Below are 19550 nucleotides of genomic sequence, written 5' to 3'. Positions count from 1 at the left end.
CTGAAAATGATTTAGTAAAGGGATGCGTTCAGACCAAGTATCTCTGGCGTGTTGCGGTGAATGATGTCTTCGATAATCTTCTCCGGAATGTGCGGCATCTTCGTACCTTCAACCAAGTGGTTAATATTTCGTAAAGAGTCGATGGTTTGTTGTGTGGAGAAGAAAGGATAATCGGAGCCGAATAAAATCTTATGCGTGACCCCATACTCCATGGCGGAAACGAGTGCGTTATAGAACTGCCACGGTCGTGAACCTAATGCCGACAAATCCATATACATATTGGCATTTTTGCGAACAACGGCAATACACTCATCCACCCAAGGGTGCCCCATATGCGCAATAACCATTTTCAGAGAAGGAAATGCACGGGCTATCGGATCTAATGCTGCTGGCCTGGAAGCATCCAGGTAACCTTCGGGTACGAAGGAAGTGCCTTGATGCCACATAATGGGCAATCCCAATTCATCTGCTTTGGCATACAACTCAAAATGACGTTGTTCTCCAGGATAAAAATTCTGATAGATCGGACCTAGCTTAAGTCCGCTAAGGCCATATTCTTTGATAGCCTCCTCAAGTAATCGAGCCGCAGACGGCCTGTTCGGATCGATGCTTGCAAAGCCGAATAATCGTCCACGATGCTTAGCTACATACTCAGCAACAACCTGATTGGGTACTTGGATGCCGGTAGCAGGAGCGTCAAAAGCAAGCACGATAGCTCCATCAAAAGCACGTATATTTTCTTCATGCATCTCTGGCGTAGCGATGATATCCATATCCTCTCCCCAACTGCGCTTGACCGCAGCTAGGAAGGGGCCGTTGGTTTGACCGGGAAGAAATAAATGCGTATGACAATCAAAGATCATCTATTGCACCGCCTTTTAGCTAAAAAGTAGTCTTTCAGAAAGCGTTTAATGGCGTTTTTATGGCATCGGAAAGAGACCGTACTCCATCCGGCAATAGCCCTATCGAGTCGATCTGTTTCATTGCTATATGTTACAGAGAATCATTTATCGTTTATTGGCCTCATCCATGTGAGCATCTTTACGTGACTGCAGTGAAGGGGATGAGTCCTCTTCCTCCATGAAGCCCTTCGTTCCCTTCTTAAACTCCCTCAAGGTCTTACCAAACGCACGACCTAATTCAGGCAGCTTCTTGGGACCGAACAATACCAGCGCAGTTATAATTAGTAACATAATAGTTGAAGCACTAAAATGCGGCACATAACTCACTCCTTCTGGTTAGACGACTTTTGACCTACATCGATCTTGATTGGAAGCTCACACCGAGCTAACAGTAAGACGCTCTTCGATATGCGAACACAATACCTCTTCCGTTTCCAAGCCTGCCCAATACATTTTGAGTTCTTGGTTTATTTCAGACAGCTCTCTCGCACTTATGGCTAAATCCGTGAAATAGCGAAAACCAGGTATCGTTTCACGGAATAGTGAAAATCGGGACGGCAGATAGCGTTTTTCTTCCCCTACCCACTCTGCGGCAGATTTTCTGGCGGGCAGACTGTATGTATGCTGACGAACGAAAAGTTGTGCCTTATAGCTAGTTAGATATTCGACTAACTTGACTGCCGCGTCCTTCACCTGTGACTTCCGATTGACAGCAAGTCCCGTGTTAAGCAGCATCGTCATTGGCGTACCAAAATGCGGTACAGGGGCGATGTCAAAGGACAGCCGCTCACCCAGCAAGTAATTTAAGTAGAAGTAACTGGTCATAATGATCGAGGCTTTGCCTTTGGCCAGGAGCAACTCTGATTCACCAGTTGTAATCCCTTCTGACAAAGAAGGAATACTATGCTTCATCTCGCCACAATAGCGAAGCGCATCCATCATAGCTGTACCAGCAAGCTTAAGTCTGCCATCTTCATGACGCTCGAACTTCCCGCCTGTTTGCAACAGTAGCAGCGGCCATCGATTGGGTGAATACAAGTCACAGTGAAAACCGAGGCGTTCATTCGGAATCGCCAGCTTTGACGAATACGTGATCAGATCCTTCCACTGCCAGCTGCTATCTGGTTCAGGCAAGTTCGCCTCATGGAAATGTTCGCGGTTGTAACATAGAATAAGTGGGGAAAAAATAAACGGCTGCACGAGTTGGCGACCATCTGCCACAAAGGCATCTGATAAAAATGAATACAACTCTGGATTCCGTTCCGTCGGCTCCAGCATTCCTTCTTCGCCAGTTTCCACGCACTCCTGAAAATCCTTAAAGTTCATCATGACCACGTCGAGAAGCCCACTGGATAAGTACTCGCTGATATAACTGTAATTATTGCTTGAGGTAGGAACAGCTTGTACCCGAATATGCGGGTTTTCTTTTTGAAAACTGGATAGCAACCTGTGAATATCCGCCTCATCGGTAACGGAACTATGAAAGCCAAGCTTCACTGTTACGAAAGCGCCTTCAGGTGCACCAACAACCTTGGTACCAACACGAGGGATTTTCTCGATTAATTCCTCGGCAACAAGAATGTCCAGCCCTTTACGAACCGATTGATTGCTTAAATTGTATTCCGCGGCGAACGTCTTCTCGGAAGGTAAATATTCCCCCACCGACCGCTTTCCTGTCAAAATATCTTCTCTCAATGTGTTGACGAGTTCGCTTAGGCGCGAGCGAGAGGAGCTGCGAGTTGTCCGTTTTTCCATCTATAAACCTCATTTCCATCCGATACACTGACAAGATCAGGAAACATGGGCACTTCCTGTATCCGCATTGTTATTAGTATTATAGCAACGACCCACCATCACATGTCAATGTACATAAGGTTTCAACGACTATTGCCAATTAGTAAAAAATGGTAAAATTTCCTGCGCTATGTTTCACTGTATCACTTTCTGCTGGAAGTGCAGTCCGATTCACGCCTTCTTCCACACAAGATGTCATAATGAGGTAGGTACCGCTGCCAAATGCGTTAGCCGATGCGTCATACTTCCCTCCAATAAATTGGGAGCCGATCGCCTTCAATTTATTCATCCCACCTTGAATGGAGAAATGTGCTGTACTAGCATCCGAGGCAACACTCGTACAGTTTCCAAAATTCCAAGTAACCACATTCGTTGAATCTAAGCTCTTCAGAAACGCCTTCTCCCCATTTACTCCACTAAGCATCGCGCTGCCGTCAATGGTGATCCATTGATCAGGCTTATTCTTCGGATTGTTGACGTCCCCTACTTTATCCCAAGCACCCGTGAGCAAGAAACAGCAATCCACCAGACCGCCACCTTGCATGATGATTTCACGCGTACCCACCTTCACAGTTCCTCCTACCTGAGGAAGGCCTTTGAACCACGTATTAATGAGTGTAAGTTTATTAATACTTCCGAGCGTGACCTCTTCAATGTTGTAGAATTCGCTATTGAGGATCGTCAGTTCCCCATTGCTCGGCGTGTACCCTACTTGGGTCGTCCCACTGCGGATCGGACGAGCGATTTCGTAGCCCTTCAGCATGCCGAAGGAGCAGCTATCAATGATGTTTTTCCTTTTGGCACGCGAGGAGCCTTTGGATATCGTCACCATCTCTTGCGCTGTACATCCTCTCATCTGCAAGCCGTCCATATTTACCCAGAATGAACCTGAATTAGCCATTTTCACGCCAGGTTTGGTGTAAGTAACGACGGCATGGCAATCCTCAAGTGTTAAGTCAGTTAACCGCTTGCTCGCGACAATCCGCGATGCAATATGCTTCTTGACGGTCACACGCTTCGCACTATCCCCCCAAGTCGTACCGCTGTTTGCAAAAGATAACAGACCTGAGTTGTTGATGTAAGTCAGATCATGTTCATATTGACCGTGCGTGACGAACGGACCGTACTCATCGCCATCACCATGACAATTCTCAACCATACAATACGCTGCGCAGGTAAAATCATTCAAGTGACGTGCATTGCTCGTATTGCAATCTCGGACATGCCCGTACAACACGTTGATCTGCTGCGTCAAATAGCCAGTGCCGCCCCAATCGCGTTCTTCTGGATTCATCAATTGACAGCGTTCTGTCACATAATGCGTATTGTATCTCCGCATGACAACTGGCCAGAACACTTTGCTAGCTTTGATGCCCGACGCATCGCATTCAACAGCAAATTCATAAGCAACCGGATTCGATCCAATCTGATCCCATGTCGGAAATGGTCTGAGACTAGTACCGTTAGGCGGCACTGGTATGCCGATAAAACTCATATTGCGCACATGGCAGCGGAAAGCTGGGTTGATTTTTTTGTAAGTAATCGGACGTCCCTTGGCCAAGAGCCAGCCTAGCTTATAGTTGAATCTGACGTGAGTTGCATCGAATACTTCCGTTACTTTGATGAGGTAATCGAGCTCGCGCTGGGCACCGCCAGCCGCATTATTCTTAATCTGTGCGTGCCACCAGCTATCCACCTCAAAGATGGATGAATCAGCCACTTCTAATATATCTGAATATTCAGATATATCTTCCGTCAGCGTAACCGTTTGCGACACGCCAGTTACGACGCCTTGGAAAAACATGACCGCTCCGAACGGGTTGTCTAACGTGTTCAGTTCGATTCCCTCGGTCGTGACGGTGTGGCCGTGAAAATCAATTTCGATGTCACTGCGGTGATACACATGGCGCTTCACAAAATTAAGGTCTGAGTGCGCTTCGACACGGTGGATTGAAAGATCGTTAACCAACGCATCCAGCGCATTATCCGCATTTTGACTCGTATCGAAAATACCAAACCACCGGAAATCGCCCACACCATGATGTACGACTTCAAAGCAACCTTCTCCTTTGGGCGGCTTGTTTCCCTTGCCTGCATCGTTCGACTCGCGTCCATTACCACCATTGATCGGCCTATGCACGGTACCGCCATTTTCAACTTTGGTACTATTCGCTACAAAGCGAACCAGCTTACCACCGCCGTCACCGCTCTTGTTGTAACCGCCAACAAACACATGCTGGCCATCCTTCAACTGACCTGGCGGGAGAGACTTTAGTTCAGCCACATTGTTGACTTGCTGTACGCGATCCCCATCCTTATTGTCTTTGCTGTCTTTGCCACCTTTGTCATTCGACGACTCGTTATCCGCCGAGGCGAGTCGAGGGGCTAAGACACTTCCAGCCAACATGACGCCGCCAAGCCCTATCGTTGCCAAAACTTTACGTCTACTGATAGCCTCATTCGACTTACCGTTCGTAGGATTCTCCTCGTTGCTTACGTCTGTCGCATTCGATTTTCCCTTTTTGCCATCCAGGAAGAACATCGTTGAACAACTCCTCTTCATAAGGGGATAGTAAGACAAACACGTACTTGTACTCGCTACTTGCGAAGCTCTGGCGGCAGTAGGAAGTCGAAATCACAGCCTTCATCCGCTTGCAGTACTCGTTCTAGGAACAGAAGGCCATACCCGCGATCATAGGCTGGGGGAGGTGCCTGCCACTTCGCTTTACGCTCACGAAGTGTTTCTTCATCTACATGCAACTCCAGCTTGCGCATGTCGATGTCGAGCTCGATCTCATCGCCGTCCTGCACCAGACCCAGAGGTCCGCCAATGGCCGCTTCAGGAGCAACGTGCACAATCAACGTACCGTATGAAGTACCGCTGATCCGAGCATCCGAAATTCGTACCATATCCCGTACGCCTTGCAGCAGCAGCTTCTTCGGAATCGGAATTTGCCCGATTTCCGGCATCGCTGGTGCGCCTTTCGGTCCAGCATTCTTCAACACGAGAACACTGTTCTCATCGACATCCAAATCTGGATCATCAATCCGTGCATTCAGATCGTCCGGCGATTCGAAGACGACAGCGCGTCCACGGTGCTTTTTGAGATGTGCTGAAACCGCCGTTTGCTTGATCAGCGCCCCGTTCGGAGAGAGATTTCCGCGCAGCACCGCAATACCGCCTTGCGGAGCAATTGGCTGTTCAAGCGGATAGATCAACTCGCGGTCAGTTACCTTCACGCCTCGCAGGTTCTCGCTAACAGTTTGACCCGTAACGGTCAAACAATGGCCATTCAGCAGCGGTTCAATTTCCTTCATCAGTGCAGGTACGCCGCCTGCTTCAAAGAATTCTTCCATCTGATATTTGCCAGATGGGCGAACGTTCAAGATAAATGGCGTCGTCGCGCTAATTTCGTCGAACCTTTCAAGCGGTAACCGGTAGCCAAGTCGTCCAGCAATCGCTACCAAATGGATAATTGCGTTGGTTGATCCTGCGCATGCCATTGTAACTCGAATCGCATTGTCCAGTGACTCTGGGGTAATAATGTCACGTGGTCGGATGTTTCGATGAACGAGTTCCACGATTTGCTTCCCGGTCTGCTCCGACATGTGCCGACGCCTAGAGTCTGGAGCAGGAATTGCTGCACAACCAGGAAGTGCCATTCCTAGCCCCTCAGCGATTGCCGCCATTGTACTGGCCGTCCCCATCACCATGCAGTGACCATCGCTGCGGCAAATGGCATTCTCGGCGATGGTGAGCTGCTCGTCAGAGATGTTGCCCGCTTTGTGCTCAAGCGTAAACTGATAACAATCGGTGCAGGCGCCAAGCGTCTGGCCGTTTAATTTACCGTTCAGCATCGGTCCGCCGGTTAGGACAATCGCTGGAATATTCGCACTCACAGCTGCCATCAGCTGCGCAGGCACTGTCTTATCACAGCCGCCAAGGAGCACGACACCGTCAATCGGGTGCGCTTTGACCATTTCTTCCGTGTCCATCGCCATGAGATTCCGAAGCAGCATCGTTGTCGGTTTAACATATGGTTCACCTATAGAAATAGTCGGAAATTCCATCGGCAGACCACCAGCTTGCCATACACCACGCTTCACATAGTCCGTCAATTCTCTAAAGTGAGAGTGGCATTTATTCAACTCGCTGAATGTGTTGCAAATACCGATGACCGGCTTTTTCAAATCGTCATCCGTGTAGCCCATGGATTTTGTAAATGAACGATGGATAAACCCCCAAAGCCCCGTGTCGTTAAAATATTTTTCACCACGACGTTTATCTTCCTCAATTACCCCATGCTTGTTGTCCTCATCTGCCATGTTAGTCTGTCCTCCTTGCACGCAATCCTGATGTATGGTTACAAAAGTTTACAAATCACAAGCATTGGCGAGATGACCTCCGTCCACAACCAGTGTCGTGCCCGTTATATAGGACGCTTCGTCTGATGCCAAGAATAGAAATGCATTCGCCACTTCCTCAATGGTACCGAGCCTGCGCATCGGGGTTCGTTCCGTCAATGTCAGTGTTACTTCGGACTTCTCTTTCAGTTCGCGATCAAGCGGAGTATCGATGAAGCCAGGTGCAACGCTATTGACACGAATGTTATTCTTGGCCAAATCAACAGCCATGGACTGGGTTAGCAAGACAATCCCACCTTTGGATGCATTGTAATGAGCCAAAACTGCACTCCCAGCTAAGCCATTCTTCGAGGCCATGTTGACGATCGAACCGTGAATCCCACTCGCGATCATCCCCTTCGCCACCCATTGACTCAATTGGAACACAGCATTCAAATTAATGTTGATCACCTGCTGCCAACGAGAAAGAGGAATGTCGATGAAAGACTCGCGTGTTGCAATACCAGCGTTATTGACCAAAATGTCGATGCCATCCCAGTAAGCCCACGCTTGTTCAGCAGCCTTGTCCACTTGCTCTGGCACACTCAAGTCGCAGACGACGGTTACAACATGAGCCGTTTGTCCCCTCTCTATCGCTTGCTTCCGAATTATGTCAGCAGATGCTTCAAGCTGATCCGCCCTGTAATCAAGCAATACGACATGTGCTCCTTCTTGCACGAATTTATCTGCAATGCCTTGACCGATGCCTCTGGCACTACCTGTAATCAATGCCCGTTTCCCTTGCAAGCGCACGTGGAAAACCTCCATTCTATAGATCGCAGGAACACCACTTGAGTCAGACTGACGAAACGGAGGTGCATCCGCCAGTCTGAGTGGTATCAGCCTCATACAAATTGCTATTTAGTTATCCGATTTGAACTTGATTGTCTTGCCTTTCGCTGTGGAAGTAAGCTCAGCATAGTTATCAAAGATCGCTTTGCCACCGAATTTCGTCATCACTTCTTGGCGATATTGCGGCCAGTTAGCAGCATCCTTCTCTTTATACAAGATTTGAACATGCAGTTCATTCATACGTTTGCGCATAGCTCCGATATCCATGCCTTCTTTGACAGTAAGAGCCGTACCCACCGACGGAAGAATCTTGTAAGAGTTGATTTTTTCAACGATTTTCTTATCTCGCTCGGTTACTTTAGGATCAATGATATTCAATCCGAACACTTCCGGTTTACGTGGTGTAAACCAACCATACACTTCAATAAAGTTGTTATTGTCGATAACATCTTTTTTATAGGCGTCTTGATTGACTTCAATGTCTTTCCCATTGCGTTTGTAATCCACGTTTTCTTTCCCGTAACGTGTCAGCAAGAAGCCTTCTTCTCCAGCCAGCCAATCCAGAATTTCAATGGAGCGCTGTACTTTGGCATCTGAGCTTTTGGAGCTGAGCAAGAACGGATTTTGTGGAATCGTTTCAACCCAAGTACCGGTTTTTTCCCACGGATGGAACGGCTCCCAATCTGCTGTTGTTTGACCTGCTGCCTTCGCTTTCATTTGCAATCCAGCCGGATTGTTATCGAAGGCAAGGTCTCTGCCTTGACCGATCACGATACCTGCTTTACCTTGTGCAGCTTTATCAAAATGCTGACCGTATTTATTCAGAAACCAGTCCGGATCGACAACTTTCATGTCCAGTAGTGCTTTGATGTCAGTAAGCACATTTTGCATGCGGATATCGGTACGAACGTCAATGAACTGATCATTTTCTACATATGTGTCACCCGCAAAGCCGTTTTTCAGGAATTCTGGGAAGTCCATCGATATGCTTGCACCGCCGCCTGCCGCTGTAAAACCATACGTATCGTTCTTGCCATTACCGTCTGGATCATTGAAGGTAAAAGCTTTCATGACACTGACAAGCTCATCGTAGTTCGTCGGCATTTTCAAGTTAAGCTTGTCGAGCCAATCTTTCCGAATATAGAAGGTACGGTAGTAACTTGTTTCATATGGCACGGGTGCACGCTTGAACGCACCTTGTACCTGATACGACTTCAAAGTTGCTTCCGACACCCAATTTTTGAAGTAGTTTGGCATTTTAGCCGGTGTAACAATCCCTGTCAAATCTCTTGCAACACCATCTCGGATGTAGTTATTGGAAGGTACGCCGTCCGCGTAGAAAACATCGGGAATGTCACCAGAAGCGATCATCGTATTCAATTTATTGGTATAGTCCTGGCCAAATGGCAAGTAGGTCATTTTCAGTGAGACATTGAATTTCTCTTCAATCGCTTTCTTCACGAAGTCTTTATCGGCCGAAGGAAGTTGGGCGCTTGCATCTGCAATAACCATCCAACTCAGGTCTAGTTTTTCCTTCTTGGCATCTGAGCTCGACGACGTTGTCGTCGCCGTGTTGGCTGGGGAACTAGAAGCCTCCTCTTTCGAACTCGAGCATGCGGCAAGGACGAGCGAAGATGCTAACAATACAGTAGTTACTTTTGATAACGTTTTCAAATGAAAGACCCCCCTGTTCGTTTTAGAAGAATAAGAACGCGTATGAAACTACTTTCAAGCCATTTACTTCCGTCAAATCCATGGATACGAATCGTTTGCGAAATAACCACTGCAGATCTACTCCGCGTTGCCACCTCCTCGTACTTAATACGTAACTGGCTTACAGCCAATTGCAGTAAAGCTGCTGTTAGACTTATCCTTTGACAGCGCCTAACAGCATGCCTTTGACGAAATATTTTTGTAGAAACGGATACACGATAAGAACGGGTATGATTGCCACCACAACAGTTGCCATCTTAATGGTTTCCGGCGGCATGGTATTTAAGGAAGATTGAGAAATGGCAAGCTCCTGACTAATGGCCGGTGACACAATCATATTCCGCAGCACAACCTGTATCGGATATAGACTGCGATCATTCAAATACATGACCCCGCCGAAGTACGCATTCCAGTGATTCACACCATAGAACAAACCAAGCGTTGCCATAATCGGCATCGAGAGCGGCAGCACAATTCGCATAAGTGTACCAATATCGCTGCAGCCATCCACTTTCGCCGCCTCTTCAATTTCATAAGGGAGGCCTTCGAAAAAGGTCTTCATGATCAGAATATTAAAGGACGATACCAGACCTGGAATGATAAGTGCCCATAATGAATCCATCAAGCCCGTGGCTTTCACCGTCAAGTACATAGGGATGATCCCACCTGAGAACAACATGGTAAACACGATGCCCATCAGAACGATATTGCGCCCCGGTAAAAATTTCTTCGATAACGGATAGGCCAGCATCGTCGTAATGGCTAGATTACACGCTGTTCCAACGACCGTAACGAAGATCGATACTTGCAGAGCTTTGGGTACTGTGTTGCTTGAAAAAATCGTTGTGAATGCTTCGAATGTGATTGCATGCGGTACGATGACAAACCCGCCGTTCTTGAGCACTTCCGTATAGGGTGTGATGGACATAATGAAGACAAAGTAGATGGGAAACAGCGTTGCTAAACAGAAAAGTCCGAGTACGGTGTAAAGAACGGCATCTACAATGCGGTCTGATTTGGTTTTCTTAAGTATGAATGGCATGACGATGCCTCCTTTACCAGATGCCGGACCCGCCGACTTTTTTGGCCAGTTTATTCGCTCCAATAACGAGCACTAGACCGATTACTGATTTGAATACGCCCATAGCCGCTGGGACACTGAATTCCATTTGTTCAATACCTCGGCGGAAGATCCAGGTGTCAAGAATATCTCCCACATCGTAAACGCGTGCGTTCAAGAATATGTATACTTGTTCGAAACCAGCATCCATAATATGTCCGATTCGCAAGATCAACAGTAGTATGAACACTTCACGAATACCTGGGAGTGTAATATGCCACAATTGCCGCCAACGACCAGCGCCATCAACTACGGCTGCTTCATATAATTCATGGTTGATCGAGGCCAGTGCTGCCAAATAGATGATGGCTCCGAAACCAGTGCTCTTCCAAATATCTGACGTAACTAATAACGAACGGAAATAGTCTGAGTTGGTCAACACATCAAGTTCTCCCCAACCCATATCTCGAAAGAACGTCGTAACTAGCCCCGCACCAGGCGCAAAGAATGAAAACACAAGACCGTACACAATTATCCATGATAAAAAATGAGGCCCATAGGTGATCGTTTGTACAATTCTTTTAAACCAAGGAGCACGAATTTCATTTAAAATAAGTGCCAACATGACGTCCGGAAGCATGTTAAACAAAATACGATACACACTGATCAGAAGCGTATTTCGGACTAGACTAGGAAACTCCGGCGAAGCGAAAATGGTCCGAAAATTATCGAAGCCAACCCATTCACTGCCCCATAACCCCTTCATGAGGTTATACTTCTTAAACGCGATTACGAGTCCGAACATCGGTACATAGTGATAAATAATGTAATACGCAATCCCCGGAACCATAAGTAAGTACAACCACTTATATCGGAGAAAGGTTTTCCAAATATGCGTGGTCATTCGTCTTCTTCCTACGGGTTCACCAGAAATCGACTTCACACTTGCTCGCATACCCCATCACCTCCTTTATTAATTGTTAAAGGAATCTGCTACTCCGGCGGGATTGGGTTGTTCATAGCGCACGACAATACCCATCGATTTCTGCGGCTTTTCAAAGCAGTTTTGATACATGGCGGGTAACTCTTCGAGTGCGCACTCATTGGTAATCAGCGATTGAATATCAATCTTTTTCTGTGCGATCAAACGTAAAAACTCCCCCATATTCCTGCCTTCCGTCCAACGAACATAGCCTATTGGGTAATCGACCCCTTGCTGCTCATAGGTTTCTTCATAGCGACCAGGACCACCCGCACGTGAAATATGAACACTCGCTTCTTTCATGAAAAGCAGATCCCGATCAAATTCCGTTCCAGTATCCCCGACGATCACAACGCGACCGCGGTCGCGCAGCCAACCAATTGCATCATCTATCATACTAAACTTCCGGTTGCTCGCACAAAGCATGACCGCATCTGCACCTTTACATCCTGGATCAGATTCCACAGCCTTCTGAAGCTCATCCTTAGTGCGGCATGCAATTGCGCCAATAGCCTCAAGCGTTTGGCAGCGTTCCTCCATTAACTCTAAACCAATGACTTTATAAGACGCTGCATGCGCAATACGGGCAATGACTTGCCCAAGTATGCCAAGCCCCGCGACGATAATCGTTTCCCCGAAGCTTAGTTTGGCTTGACGCAAGGCATGAATCGCAATCGCACCAATGCCAACAAATGCCGCTTCCTCCTGAGTCACAGCCTCTGGCACGGGTACAACCAAATGCTTGGGAACAAGCAGGAGTTCCCTATGGGCAGGTACCCCATAACAAGCCACTCGTTGTCCAGGGATGACGTGTGTAACACCTTCCCCTATCTCCATAACAATGCCACTAGCACTATAACCTAAATTGGCATCCCCATTATTGGTTATCATCATCAGCTCGGTGCCTACGCTAACGACTGAATATTCCGTTTTCACTTTGACAAATTGAGGAATCATTTCCGGGTTCGGAAGCTCCAACACTTGTGCTGACCCATTGATGCCCTTTACTGCTTTCATAACCCTACCTCTTTTCTGGTTTATTTCTAATTTGTAAAGTACACCACAACAACTATTTTTATTGATTGTGGTTTGTTTCTGATGTTTTTTTTTATTATAAGGAGCTAACATATGTGTTGTCAACAACTTTTTAATTTGGAATCGCTTACAATGTTAGTTAATATGACATTAATTACAACATTTTCGTCTATACGTAACATAAATATGACACAAAAAGAGCCTACCTATGGAAAGACAGGCTCCATCAATTATTCAAATATGATCATATTTCCCTCTTTATGTTTCACTCTATCCGATTCAACTGGCAGAGATGATCTATCGACTCCTTCTTCTACACATGCCATCATGAGCAAGTAGGAGCCATGGTTGAATGCATTCTCTTTAATTTCATACTTACCGCCATAGAAACGAGAACCTATCACTCTCATTTTATTAGGGCCGGTATGTATGCTGAAATGCGACGTCTCGGCGTCCATTGACTTGCTATTGTAATCACCAAATACCCACGTCATGGTCCCTGACATGAATTCACGCTTAAAATAGGACTTCTCGGCATTCATTCCACTGAACATAGCGCCGCCATCAACCGTGATGGACTGATCACTTACCCTCGTCACATCTGCATCAAATGCGCCCATCACTATCATGCCACTGTTCTCACAACCACCACCTTGCATGACCACTTCCGAACACCAAACTTGAAGGGGTTTTGCTTCTGGAGAAGCTCCTCTAAACCAGGTATTTATCAGAACCAGTTTGTTAATACTGCCAAAGGAATTACCATCAACGTTGTGAAATTGGCAGTTCTGCATCGTGAAATCCGTCATAACTGGGCGAAAACCTACTTGGGTATTACCGGGTTTACGAGCGATTTCAGCCCCCTTGGACAAGCCAAAGGAACAACCGTCTGCCAGATTACTCCGCTTTGAACGTGATGAGCTCTGCGAAAGTGTAAGCATCGTATCCGCCGTACAGCCTCGCATTTGCAGCCCATCGGCGTTAGCCCAAATCGTACCGGAATCTACCAATCCTTCTTTCCAGACAGCATGGACATCCTCCAGGGTCAAATCCGTAATTCGCTTGTGCGCAACAACGCGCGAGGCAACGTGTTTCTTCACGGTGATCCGTTTCGCACTATCCCCCCAAGTTGTGCCACTATTGGCAAATGACAACAAACCCGAATTCCCGATAAACGTGAGATCATGCTCGTATTGACCGTGTGTGACAAAAGAACCATGTTCATCACCATCACCATGGCAGTTCTCCACCATGCAGTAGGCTCCACATGTGAAATCGTTTAAGTGACGGGCGTTGCTTGTATGGCAATCTCGGACATGACCGTACAACACGTTGAGTTGCTGCGTCAGGTATCCGGTTCCTCCCCAGATCACTTCTTCTGGGTTCATTAGCTTGCAACGCTCCGTCACAAAATGAGTGCAGTAGCGCCGCTCGATGACCGGCCAGAAAACTTTGGTGGCTGTGATGTCACTAACGTTGCATGCTACAGCGAATTCATAGGCAATGGGATGTGATCCTATTTGATCCCAATCCTCAGATGGCTTTGCGCTCGTCGATCCATTGTCAGGCACAGAAACACCAATGAAATTCATATTCCTAATGTGGCTGTGTAAGACAGGATGCATCTTCTTAAACGTGATTTCCCTACCCGCAGCAAGCGTCCATCCGAGCTTATAATTCACACGAATATGGCGATCATCCATGATTTCTGTAACTTGTAACATATAATCCAGCTCGCGCTGCGCATAGCCTTCAGGGTGGTTCTGAATTCTAACGACCCACCAGTCTTCCACCTCAAAAGACTTCGTATCCAGCACCTCCAACACATCGGATTGCTCCGGAAGCTCAGTAGAGAGTGTAAGTGTCTGTATTTCGCCCGTTGCTTTCCCCTGAAAAAAAATAACAGCGCCAAAAGGATTGCTCTTCGCATTTAGCTCGATCCCGAACGTTGTGACGCGGTTCCCTCCAAAATCGAGTTCGATATGACTTCGGTCATATTTATGACGTCTGACAAAGTTAAGATCTGTATGCGATTCTATCCGATGAATAGAGGGATCGTTCACCATCGCATCCAAGGCGTCATCTGCATTTCTTGATGAGTCTAGAATGCCGAACCAGCGATAATCGCCAACCCCATTATGCACAGTCTTCCATCGGCCACTCCCGCCATGTCCGGGATCATGAATCGTACCGCCATTGTCGGCTTGATCGCTCCCATTCATCCAACGAACAACTTTGGAACCACCGTCTCCCTTTTGATAATACCCATCGACATAGACAAGCTGCCCATCTTTAATTGTATCTACTTGAAACGCTAATAACTCTTCCAGATTCGATAGTTGGATCATGATATGGCCTCCGTTTACTTCACTTTGCCTTCCAAGCCAGTGTCAAACTCAAACAAAATTTAACCCTCCCGCATGCGGGAACGGAACGGGAAACAGTTGATTCAGCACATCTTTCAGTGGTTTGGGAACGTTCAACTCAGCTTCCGGATCAAACCATACATCAACAACCTCTTGCGCAGTCAAGCTTGCCATTGCGATACCATCCAATAACAAAACAGCCCCATCTTCAGAGGCTTGGCGAATCAGCAATCTAGAAGCTGCGGCAGGCGCTTTCTCCGACAAATAGGGCAGTAGCTCATTGAACAGCCGTTCCGGATTAACGATATGCACTGTGCCATGGTTCCGCATCCTCTTAGAAGGGAAATGCGAGAGCACCTGGAGCAGCCTGGTTTCATTCCACATCACTGGAATTTCTAATACGTCCAACTCCTGTTCTTGCAACGCAAACTGTAGAATAGCCGCCAGCGCTTCCGAGCTGCCGCCCCACTCTACAACAAAAGGAGCCTCCTCTTCCGCCACTCTACCCTGCGTAGGTATGGCGACGATGGCATACGCCGCGACTCGGTCAGATTCGAACGCTGCGTATACTGCATGATGCATATGATAGCAGCTTGCGATAGCCTCGCTATCCATCAAAATCGGGAGCTCATTAACTCCTTGTGCATAGCGAACTTCACGGCTTTCAGCCGCAGCATGAAGTCGAAACCAATCCTCTGAATGAACACGTCGGATCTCAATACCGGGATTGGCAATGAATCGTTGATAGGTCTCCTGGTCATTCGTTATTTCGAAGCGTGTGACCCGCCCAAAGTAATGGCAACCGCTTCGCATATATAGCGGACCATCCCCCGAAACCAGGAGCATACTCGCACCAACACTTTCGGCGTGCGTATGTACGACTTGTAGCATGTTAGAAGCGATCTTCTGTCCCCGATAGTTCGGGTGGGTGCATACAGAGCCTAGAGACAGTACATTGAGTTTAGCAGCCGAGACATGTACAACAGCAGGGACAAGTCCCATGAAAGCGACAAGTTCCCCATTTTCAAATGCGCCAAATGACTGATTAAGGCGAGAATCAAACGCATTAGGAAACGCTTTCAACATCGATTTCTGGCTTGCATCGCGAAAAGTCTCATCCGAGAGACGAACCGCCTGCTCCATTTCGTTTGCACGCACACGACGAATTTCGGTCATGAAATCTCCTCCCCGGCTTACGGAATCACAATCCTTATCCGCACTGATTTTTATCTAGTTGATTTTGAAATCAAATCTCTTAAATTTAGTCTCTTCTGGTTTGTTTCAGATTTGTTTTCAAATCCATAATTGATTAATTCCAGTCCATTGTCAATCTTTTTTTAAGCATCATCCTACGCCTATTTGTTATTACTTACATTCATTTTGTGCAGGTATTGCTTAGGTGTACAGCCATTGAATCGTTTGAACAACTCATAGAAATGCGCCATATTCCCTATACCAACAGTCTCTGCAATTTCGTTCACACTGCGTTTTTCGGTAACGAGCAGCCGCTCCGCTTTTGAAATACGTTTCTGGTTAACATAGTCGATAAATGAGGCTCCCATCTTTTTCTTAAAATATTTCGAAAAATACGAGTAACTCATGCCGGCAATTCGACTAACGGCCCCCATATCGATCTTCTCCGTCAAATGCTCGTCCACATACGCAACAAGTGACCGAATGATATCCGCATCCCCATCCACATTGCCATGTGTCGTTAACAAACCCCGATTGTCATGGCGAAGCAGCATTAAGAGCAGATGCTTGATATGCATGCTGACTGCAATTTCATAACCCTTCCCAGTTCCCATCACTTCATCATGGGTATCCGTAATAATCCTGGCAATTTCTTTCTTTACATGTTCGTTTTCTTGAAAAATGTAATTTAGCGCTTCTAACGGATGAAATATCTCCAGAAAATCTCGGTAATACCTCACCATAGCCCGATCGAAATAAGGTTCGAGGTCAATATGAAGTACGATATAGACAAGGTCCTTATCGCTTATTTTGCGTCCTCTATGCAGTTGGGAGGAGCCAATTAGCAGCACATCTCCTGCTTTGATTGTATAAATATGATTCGGTGTCTGAATTTCGTGGATACCCTGCTCAACTAAAATGAATTCAATTTCTTTATGATAATGCCAGGTATTATTATATTCACCTTCTGCCCCCGATTGGGCGAAACGCCATACTTTCATGCATAATGATGGGTTTTGGTAGGGAATTGGTTCTTTATAAATATCCATGTCTTTCAAACACCACGCTTCCACTAATGACAAATTTGGATATAAACTGAATAAATGTCCGCATATACGCTATCGGGCAATACCTATATCATATTACTTAGTTACTATTTTTCATACGATAAAGTGAGGAGTGAATTTGCATGAAAGTTGCTATCGTTGGTTGCGGGGGAATGGGGAACGTGCACGCCCTTAGCTATGCAAACATGCCTGATATAGAGATAACAGGCGTATGTGATCTGGATCTCGAGCTAGCACAAGCACTATCCCTTACCACAGGGGCGCCCGCTTTTACATCTTTTGAAACCATGCTGAACGAGGCAGATTTCGATGTCATCAGTGTGACACTGCCCAGTTTCTTACATAAGGAATACACGTTAAAAGCCGCGCAAGCCGGCAAACATGTCATATGCGAAAAACCACTTGCTCTTAACTTAGAAGACGCAGCAGCTATGATCCAAGGTTGCGAACATTACGGCGTCCGTTTGTTTGTCGGACATGTGGTTCGTTTCTTCCCCGAATATGTACAAATGAAGCAAGCCATCGATGAAGGCAAGTTAGGACGAGTCGGCGTCGTTCATGCCAAACGAATCGGTTCACACCCCGGTGATGTCAGACCATGGTTCAAAGATTCCGAGAAAAGCGGTGGCGTCATTACCGATCTCATGATTCACGATATTGATTTTCTACGTTGGGCTGTCGGGGAAGTGAAGTCCGTGTATGGCTTGAACCAACGCGTCAATGACATTGATTATGCGCTAGTTACCCTTCTTTTTGAAAATGGAGCCGTTGCCAACGTGGAAGCCTTCTGGGGGTACCAAGGGCCGTTCCAAACAGCCGTGGAAATTGCAGGCAGCAGAGGCATTGTCCGCAGCGATAGCCAAAAAAGCAGTTCCCTGCACATCTGCAAAGCTCCTTCCGATTCAGAAGGCAGACGTTTCGCAGAAGTTCCCCAAAGTCCGGGATACGCCAGTCCCTATGATTTGGAGATTGCCCATTTCATTCAGTGCATCCGAGATGGAAGTGAGCCCATCGTTACGGCAAACGATGCTTATCAAGCACTAGAAATTACGATGGCTGCCTTGGAATCGGTTCGCACAGGGAAATCTGTCCTTTTGAAGCCAAGCTCAACGTCTGGGGAGGAAACAGTATGAAAAAATTAAAAGTAGGTATGATCAGCTTTGCGCACGGCCATGCACACTCTTATTTGGATTCACTGCGAGCGATCTCGCAGGTGGAGGTCACGGGCATTGCAGATGACAATCACAGACGTGTGGAAAAAGTAATCGCTAAGTATGAATTACCCTACTATGAACATTATCAGGATTTACTTGCCACGGATTTGGATGCTGTCGTTATTTGTTCCGAGAACGTGCATCATGCAGAAATTACGATCGCAGCAGCAAAAGCTGGCAAGCACGTGCTTTGCGAAAAGCCGCTTGGCGTTTCGCTCTCAGAAATGGAAGCGATGATTGCCGCGTGTAAAGAAAATGGCGTTCAGTTGATGACGGCATTCCCATGCCGCTATTTGGCCTCGGTGGTTAAAGCCAAAGAGGCTATCGAGCAGGGCGAAATCGGGGAGATCGTAGCCATCAAGGGAACCAATCGCGGCTCACTTCCTTCCGGCTGGTTCCTCCAATCCGAGCTATCCGGCGGCGGTGCCCTATTAGACCATACCGTACACGTCATGGATTTGATGAATTGGATGACGCAATCCGAAGTGAAAGAGGTTTACGCGTATGCTGCAACGTTATTTAATGAAGAGTTAGCAATCGATGATGCAGGGATGATCCATGTTAAATTCGCGAATGGCGTCGTCGGCGTCTTAGACACAAGCTGGTCGCGGAATGCCGCTTTCCCAACTTGGGGAGATGTGACGATGACGATTGTGGGTACGAAAGGAACGCTATCCATCGATGCTTTTGCTCAAAAAAACGAGCTATATAGCTTAGAAAATGGGAAAGGCCAATGGAATTTCTGGGGTGACTCCATGGATGCTTACTTAGTGAAAGCATTTGTTCAAGCGCTGCTGAATGGCGAACAAGTGCCGATCACGGGGGAAGATGGATTACGTTCAACCGTTGTCGCCATAGCGGGTTACCAATCTGTGGCACTGGGACAACCGGTTTTGCTGTAGGCATGAGCTAGACGATCTACACAAGTCTGTAATAATTGCCACTCGGTTGAAAGATGCTTTTTCCTGCAAAATATGATACATTTCATGAAATAGGAAGTCACCTCTATGAGCGGACCTACTGACCT

General features: G+C 46.9%; 15 protein-coding genes. 2 read left to right on the top strand and 13 right to left on the bottom strand.

The genetic code is table 11. The features are described from left to right. Positions 1-11: 11 nt before the first annotated feature. The 13 genes from HQN88_RS10310 to HQN88_RS10250 form a co-directional block, all read right to left on the bottom strand. Positions 12-863, bottom strand: coding sequence for an amidohydrolase family protein (locus HQN88_RS10310; protein WP_173110742.1), 852 nt, complete (start codon positions 861-863; stop codon positions 12-14). A gap of 144 nt (positions 864-1007) precedes the next feature. After that, positions 1008-1193 (bottom strand): twin-arginine translocase TatA/TatE family subunit, encoded by a 186-nt coding sequence (locus HQN88_RS10305; protein ID WP_173111564.1) that lies wholly within the window; start codon positions 1191-1193, stop codon positions 1008-1010. An 84-nt stretch (positions 1194-1277) separates the two neighbouring features. After that, the gene (locus HQN88_RS10300; RefSeq protein WP_173110740.1) at positions 1278-2657 is read right to left on the bottom strand and encodes an extracellular solute-binding protein; all 1380 of its coding nucleotides are present in this window, start codon (positions 2655-2657) and stop codon (positions 1278-1280) included. Between the two features lie 139 nt (positions 2658-2796). Beyond that, positions 2797-5238: a peptidase C14 gene (locus HQN88_RS10295; protein ID WP_173110738.1), complete on the bottom strand. Its 2442-nt coding sequence runs from the start codon at positions 5236-5238 to the stop codon at positions 2797-2799. A 56-nt stretch (positions 5239-5294) separates the two neighbouring features. Next, positions 5295-7022 carry an IlvD/Edd family dehydratase gene (locus HQN88_RS10290; RefSeq protein ID WP_173110736.1) on the bottom strand — a complete coding sequence of 576 codons (1728 nt, stop codon included), beginning with the start codon at positions 7020-7022 and terminating at the stop codon, positions 5295-5297. 48 nt (positions 7023-7070) lie between these two features. Beyond that, on the bottom strand, positions 7071-7853 hold the full coding sequence (locus HQN88_RS10285) for an SDR family NAD(P)-dependent oxidoreductase (RefSeq protein ID WP_173110734.1): 783 nt from the start codon (positions 7851-7853) through the stop codon (positions 7071-7073). A 108-nt stretch (positions 7854-7961) separates the two neighbouring features. Further along, the gene (locus tag HQN88_RS10280) at positions 7962-9566 is read right to left on the bottom strand and encodes a type 2 periplasmic-binding domain-containing protein (RefSeq protein ID WP_173110731.1); all 1605 of its coding nucleotides are present in this window, start codon (positions 9564-9566) and stop codon (positions 7962-7964) included. 193 nt (positions 9567-9759) lie between these two features. After that, a complete protein-coding gene (locus HQN88_RS10275; RefSeq protein ID WP_173110729.1) occupies positions 9760-10647 on the bottom strand; it encodes a carbohydrate ABC transporter permease in 888 nt (295 codons plus the stop codon). A gap of 13 nt (positions 10648-10660) precedes the next feature. Beyond that, on the bottom strand, positions 10661-11620 hold the full coding sequence (locus HQN88_RS10270) for an ABC transporter permease (RefSeq protein WP_173110726.1): 960 nt from the start codon (positions 11618-11620) through the stop codon (positions 10661-10663). Between the two features lie 18 nt (positions 11621-11638). Further along, on the bottom strand, positions 11639-12664 hold the full coding sequence (locus tag HQN88_RS10265; RefSeq protein WP_173110724.1) for a zinc-dependent alcohol dehydrogenase: 1026 nt from the start codon (positions 12662-12664) through the stop codon (positions 11639-11641). Between the two features lie 248 nt (positions 12665-12912). Further along, complete coding sequence (locus tag HQN88_RS10260; RefSeq protein WP_216855685.1) at positions 12913-15030, bottom strand: hypothetical protein; 2118 nt, start codon at positions 15028-15030, stop codon at positions 12913-12915. A 48-nt stretch (positions 15031-15078) separates the two neighbouring features. Next, a complete protein-coding gene (locus HQN88_RS10255) occupies positions 15079-16224 on the bottom strand; it encodes a GNAT family N-acetyltransferase (RefSeq protein ID WP_173110722.1) in 1146 nt (381 codons plus the stop codon). Positions 16225-16403: 179 nt separating this feature from the next. Further along, positions 16404-17291, bottom strand: coding sequence for a helix-turn-helix domain-containing protein (locus tag HQN88_RS10250; RefSeq protein WP_173110720.1), 888 nt, complete (start codon positions 17289-17291; stop codon positions 16404-16406). Between the two features lie 140 nt (positions 17292-17431). Here HQN88_RS10250 and HQN88_RS10245 point away from each other — a divergent pair, with 140 nt between their 5' ends. Together HQN88_RS10245 and HQN88_RS10240 are read left to right on the top strand one after the other, a co-directional pair. After that, the gene (locus HQN88_RS10245; protein ID WP_173110718.1) at positions 17432-18442 is read left to right on the top strand and encodes a Gfo/Idh/MocA family protein; all 1011 of its coding nucleotides are present in this window, start codon (positions 17432-17434) and stop codon (positions 18440-18442) included. Continuing rightward, entirely contained in the window at positions 18439-19425 is a 987-nt protein-coding gene (locus tag HQN88_RS10240) for a Gfo/Idh/MocA family protein (protein ID WP_173110715.1), read from the top strand. Before HQN88_RS10245 ends, HQN88_RS10240 begins: the two co-directional genes overlap by 4 nt. Positions 19426-19550 lie beyond the last annotated feature (125 nt).

Origin of the sequence: Paenibacillus qinlingensis, from assembly GCF_013204845.1 — a bacterium.
GTDB lineage: Bacteria > Bacillota > Bacilli > Paenibacillales > NBRC-103111 > Paenibacillus_E > Paenibacillus_E qinlingensis.
The sequence above is the reverse complement of the archived record's forward strand: the minus strand, read 5'-3'. Positions and strand labels throughout refer to the sequence as shown.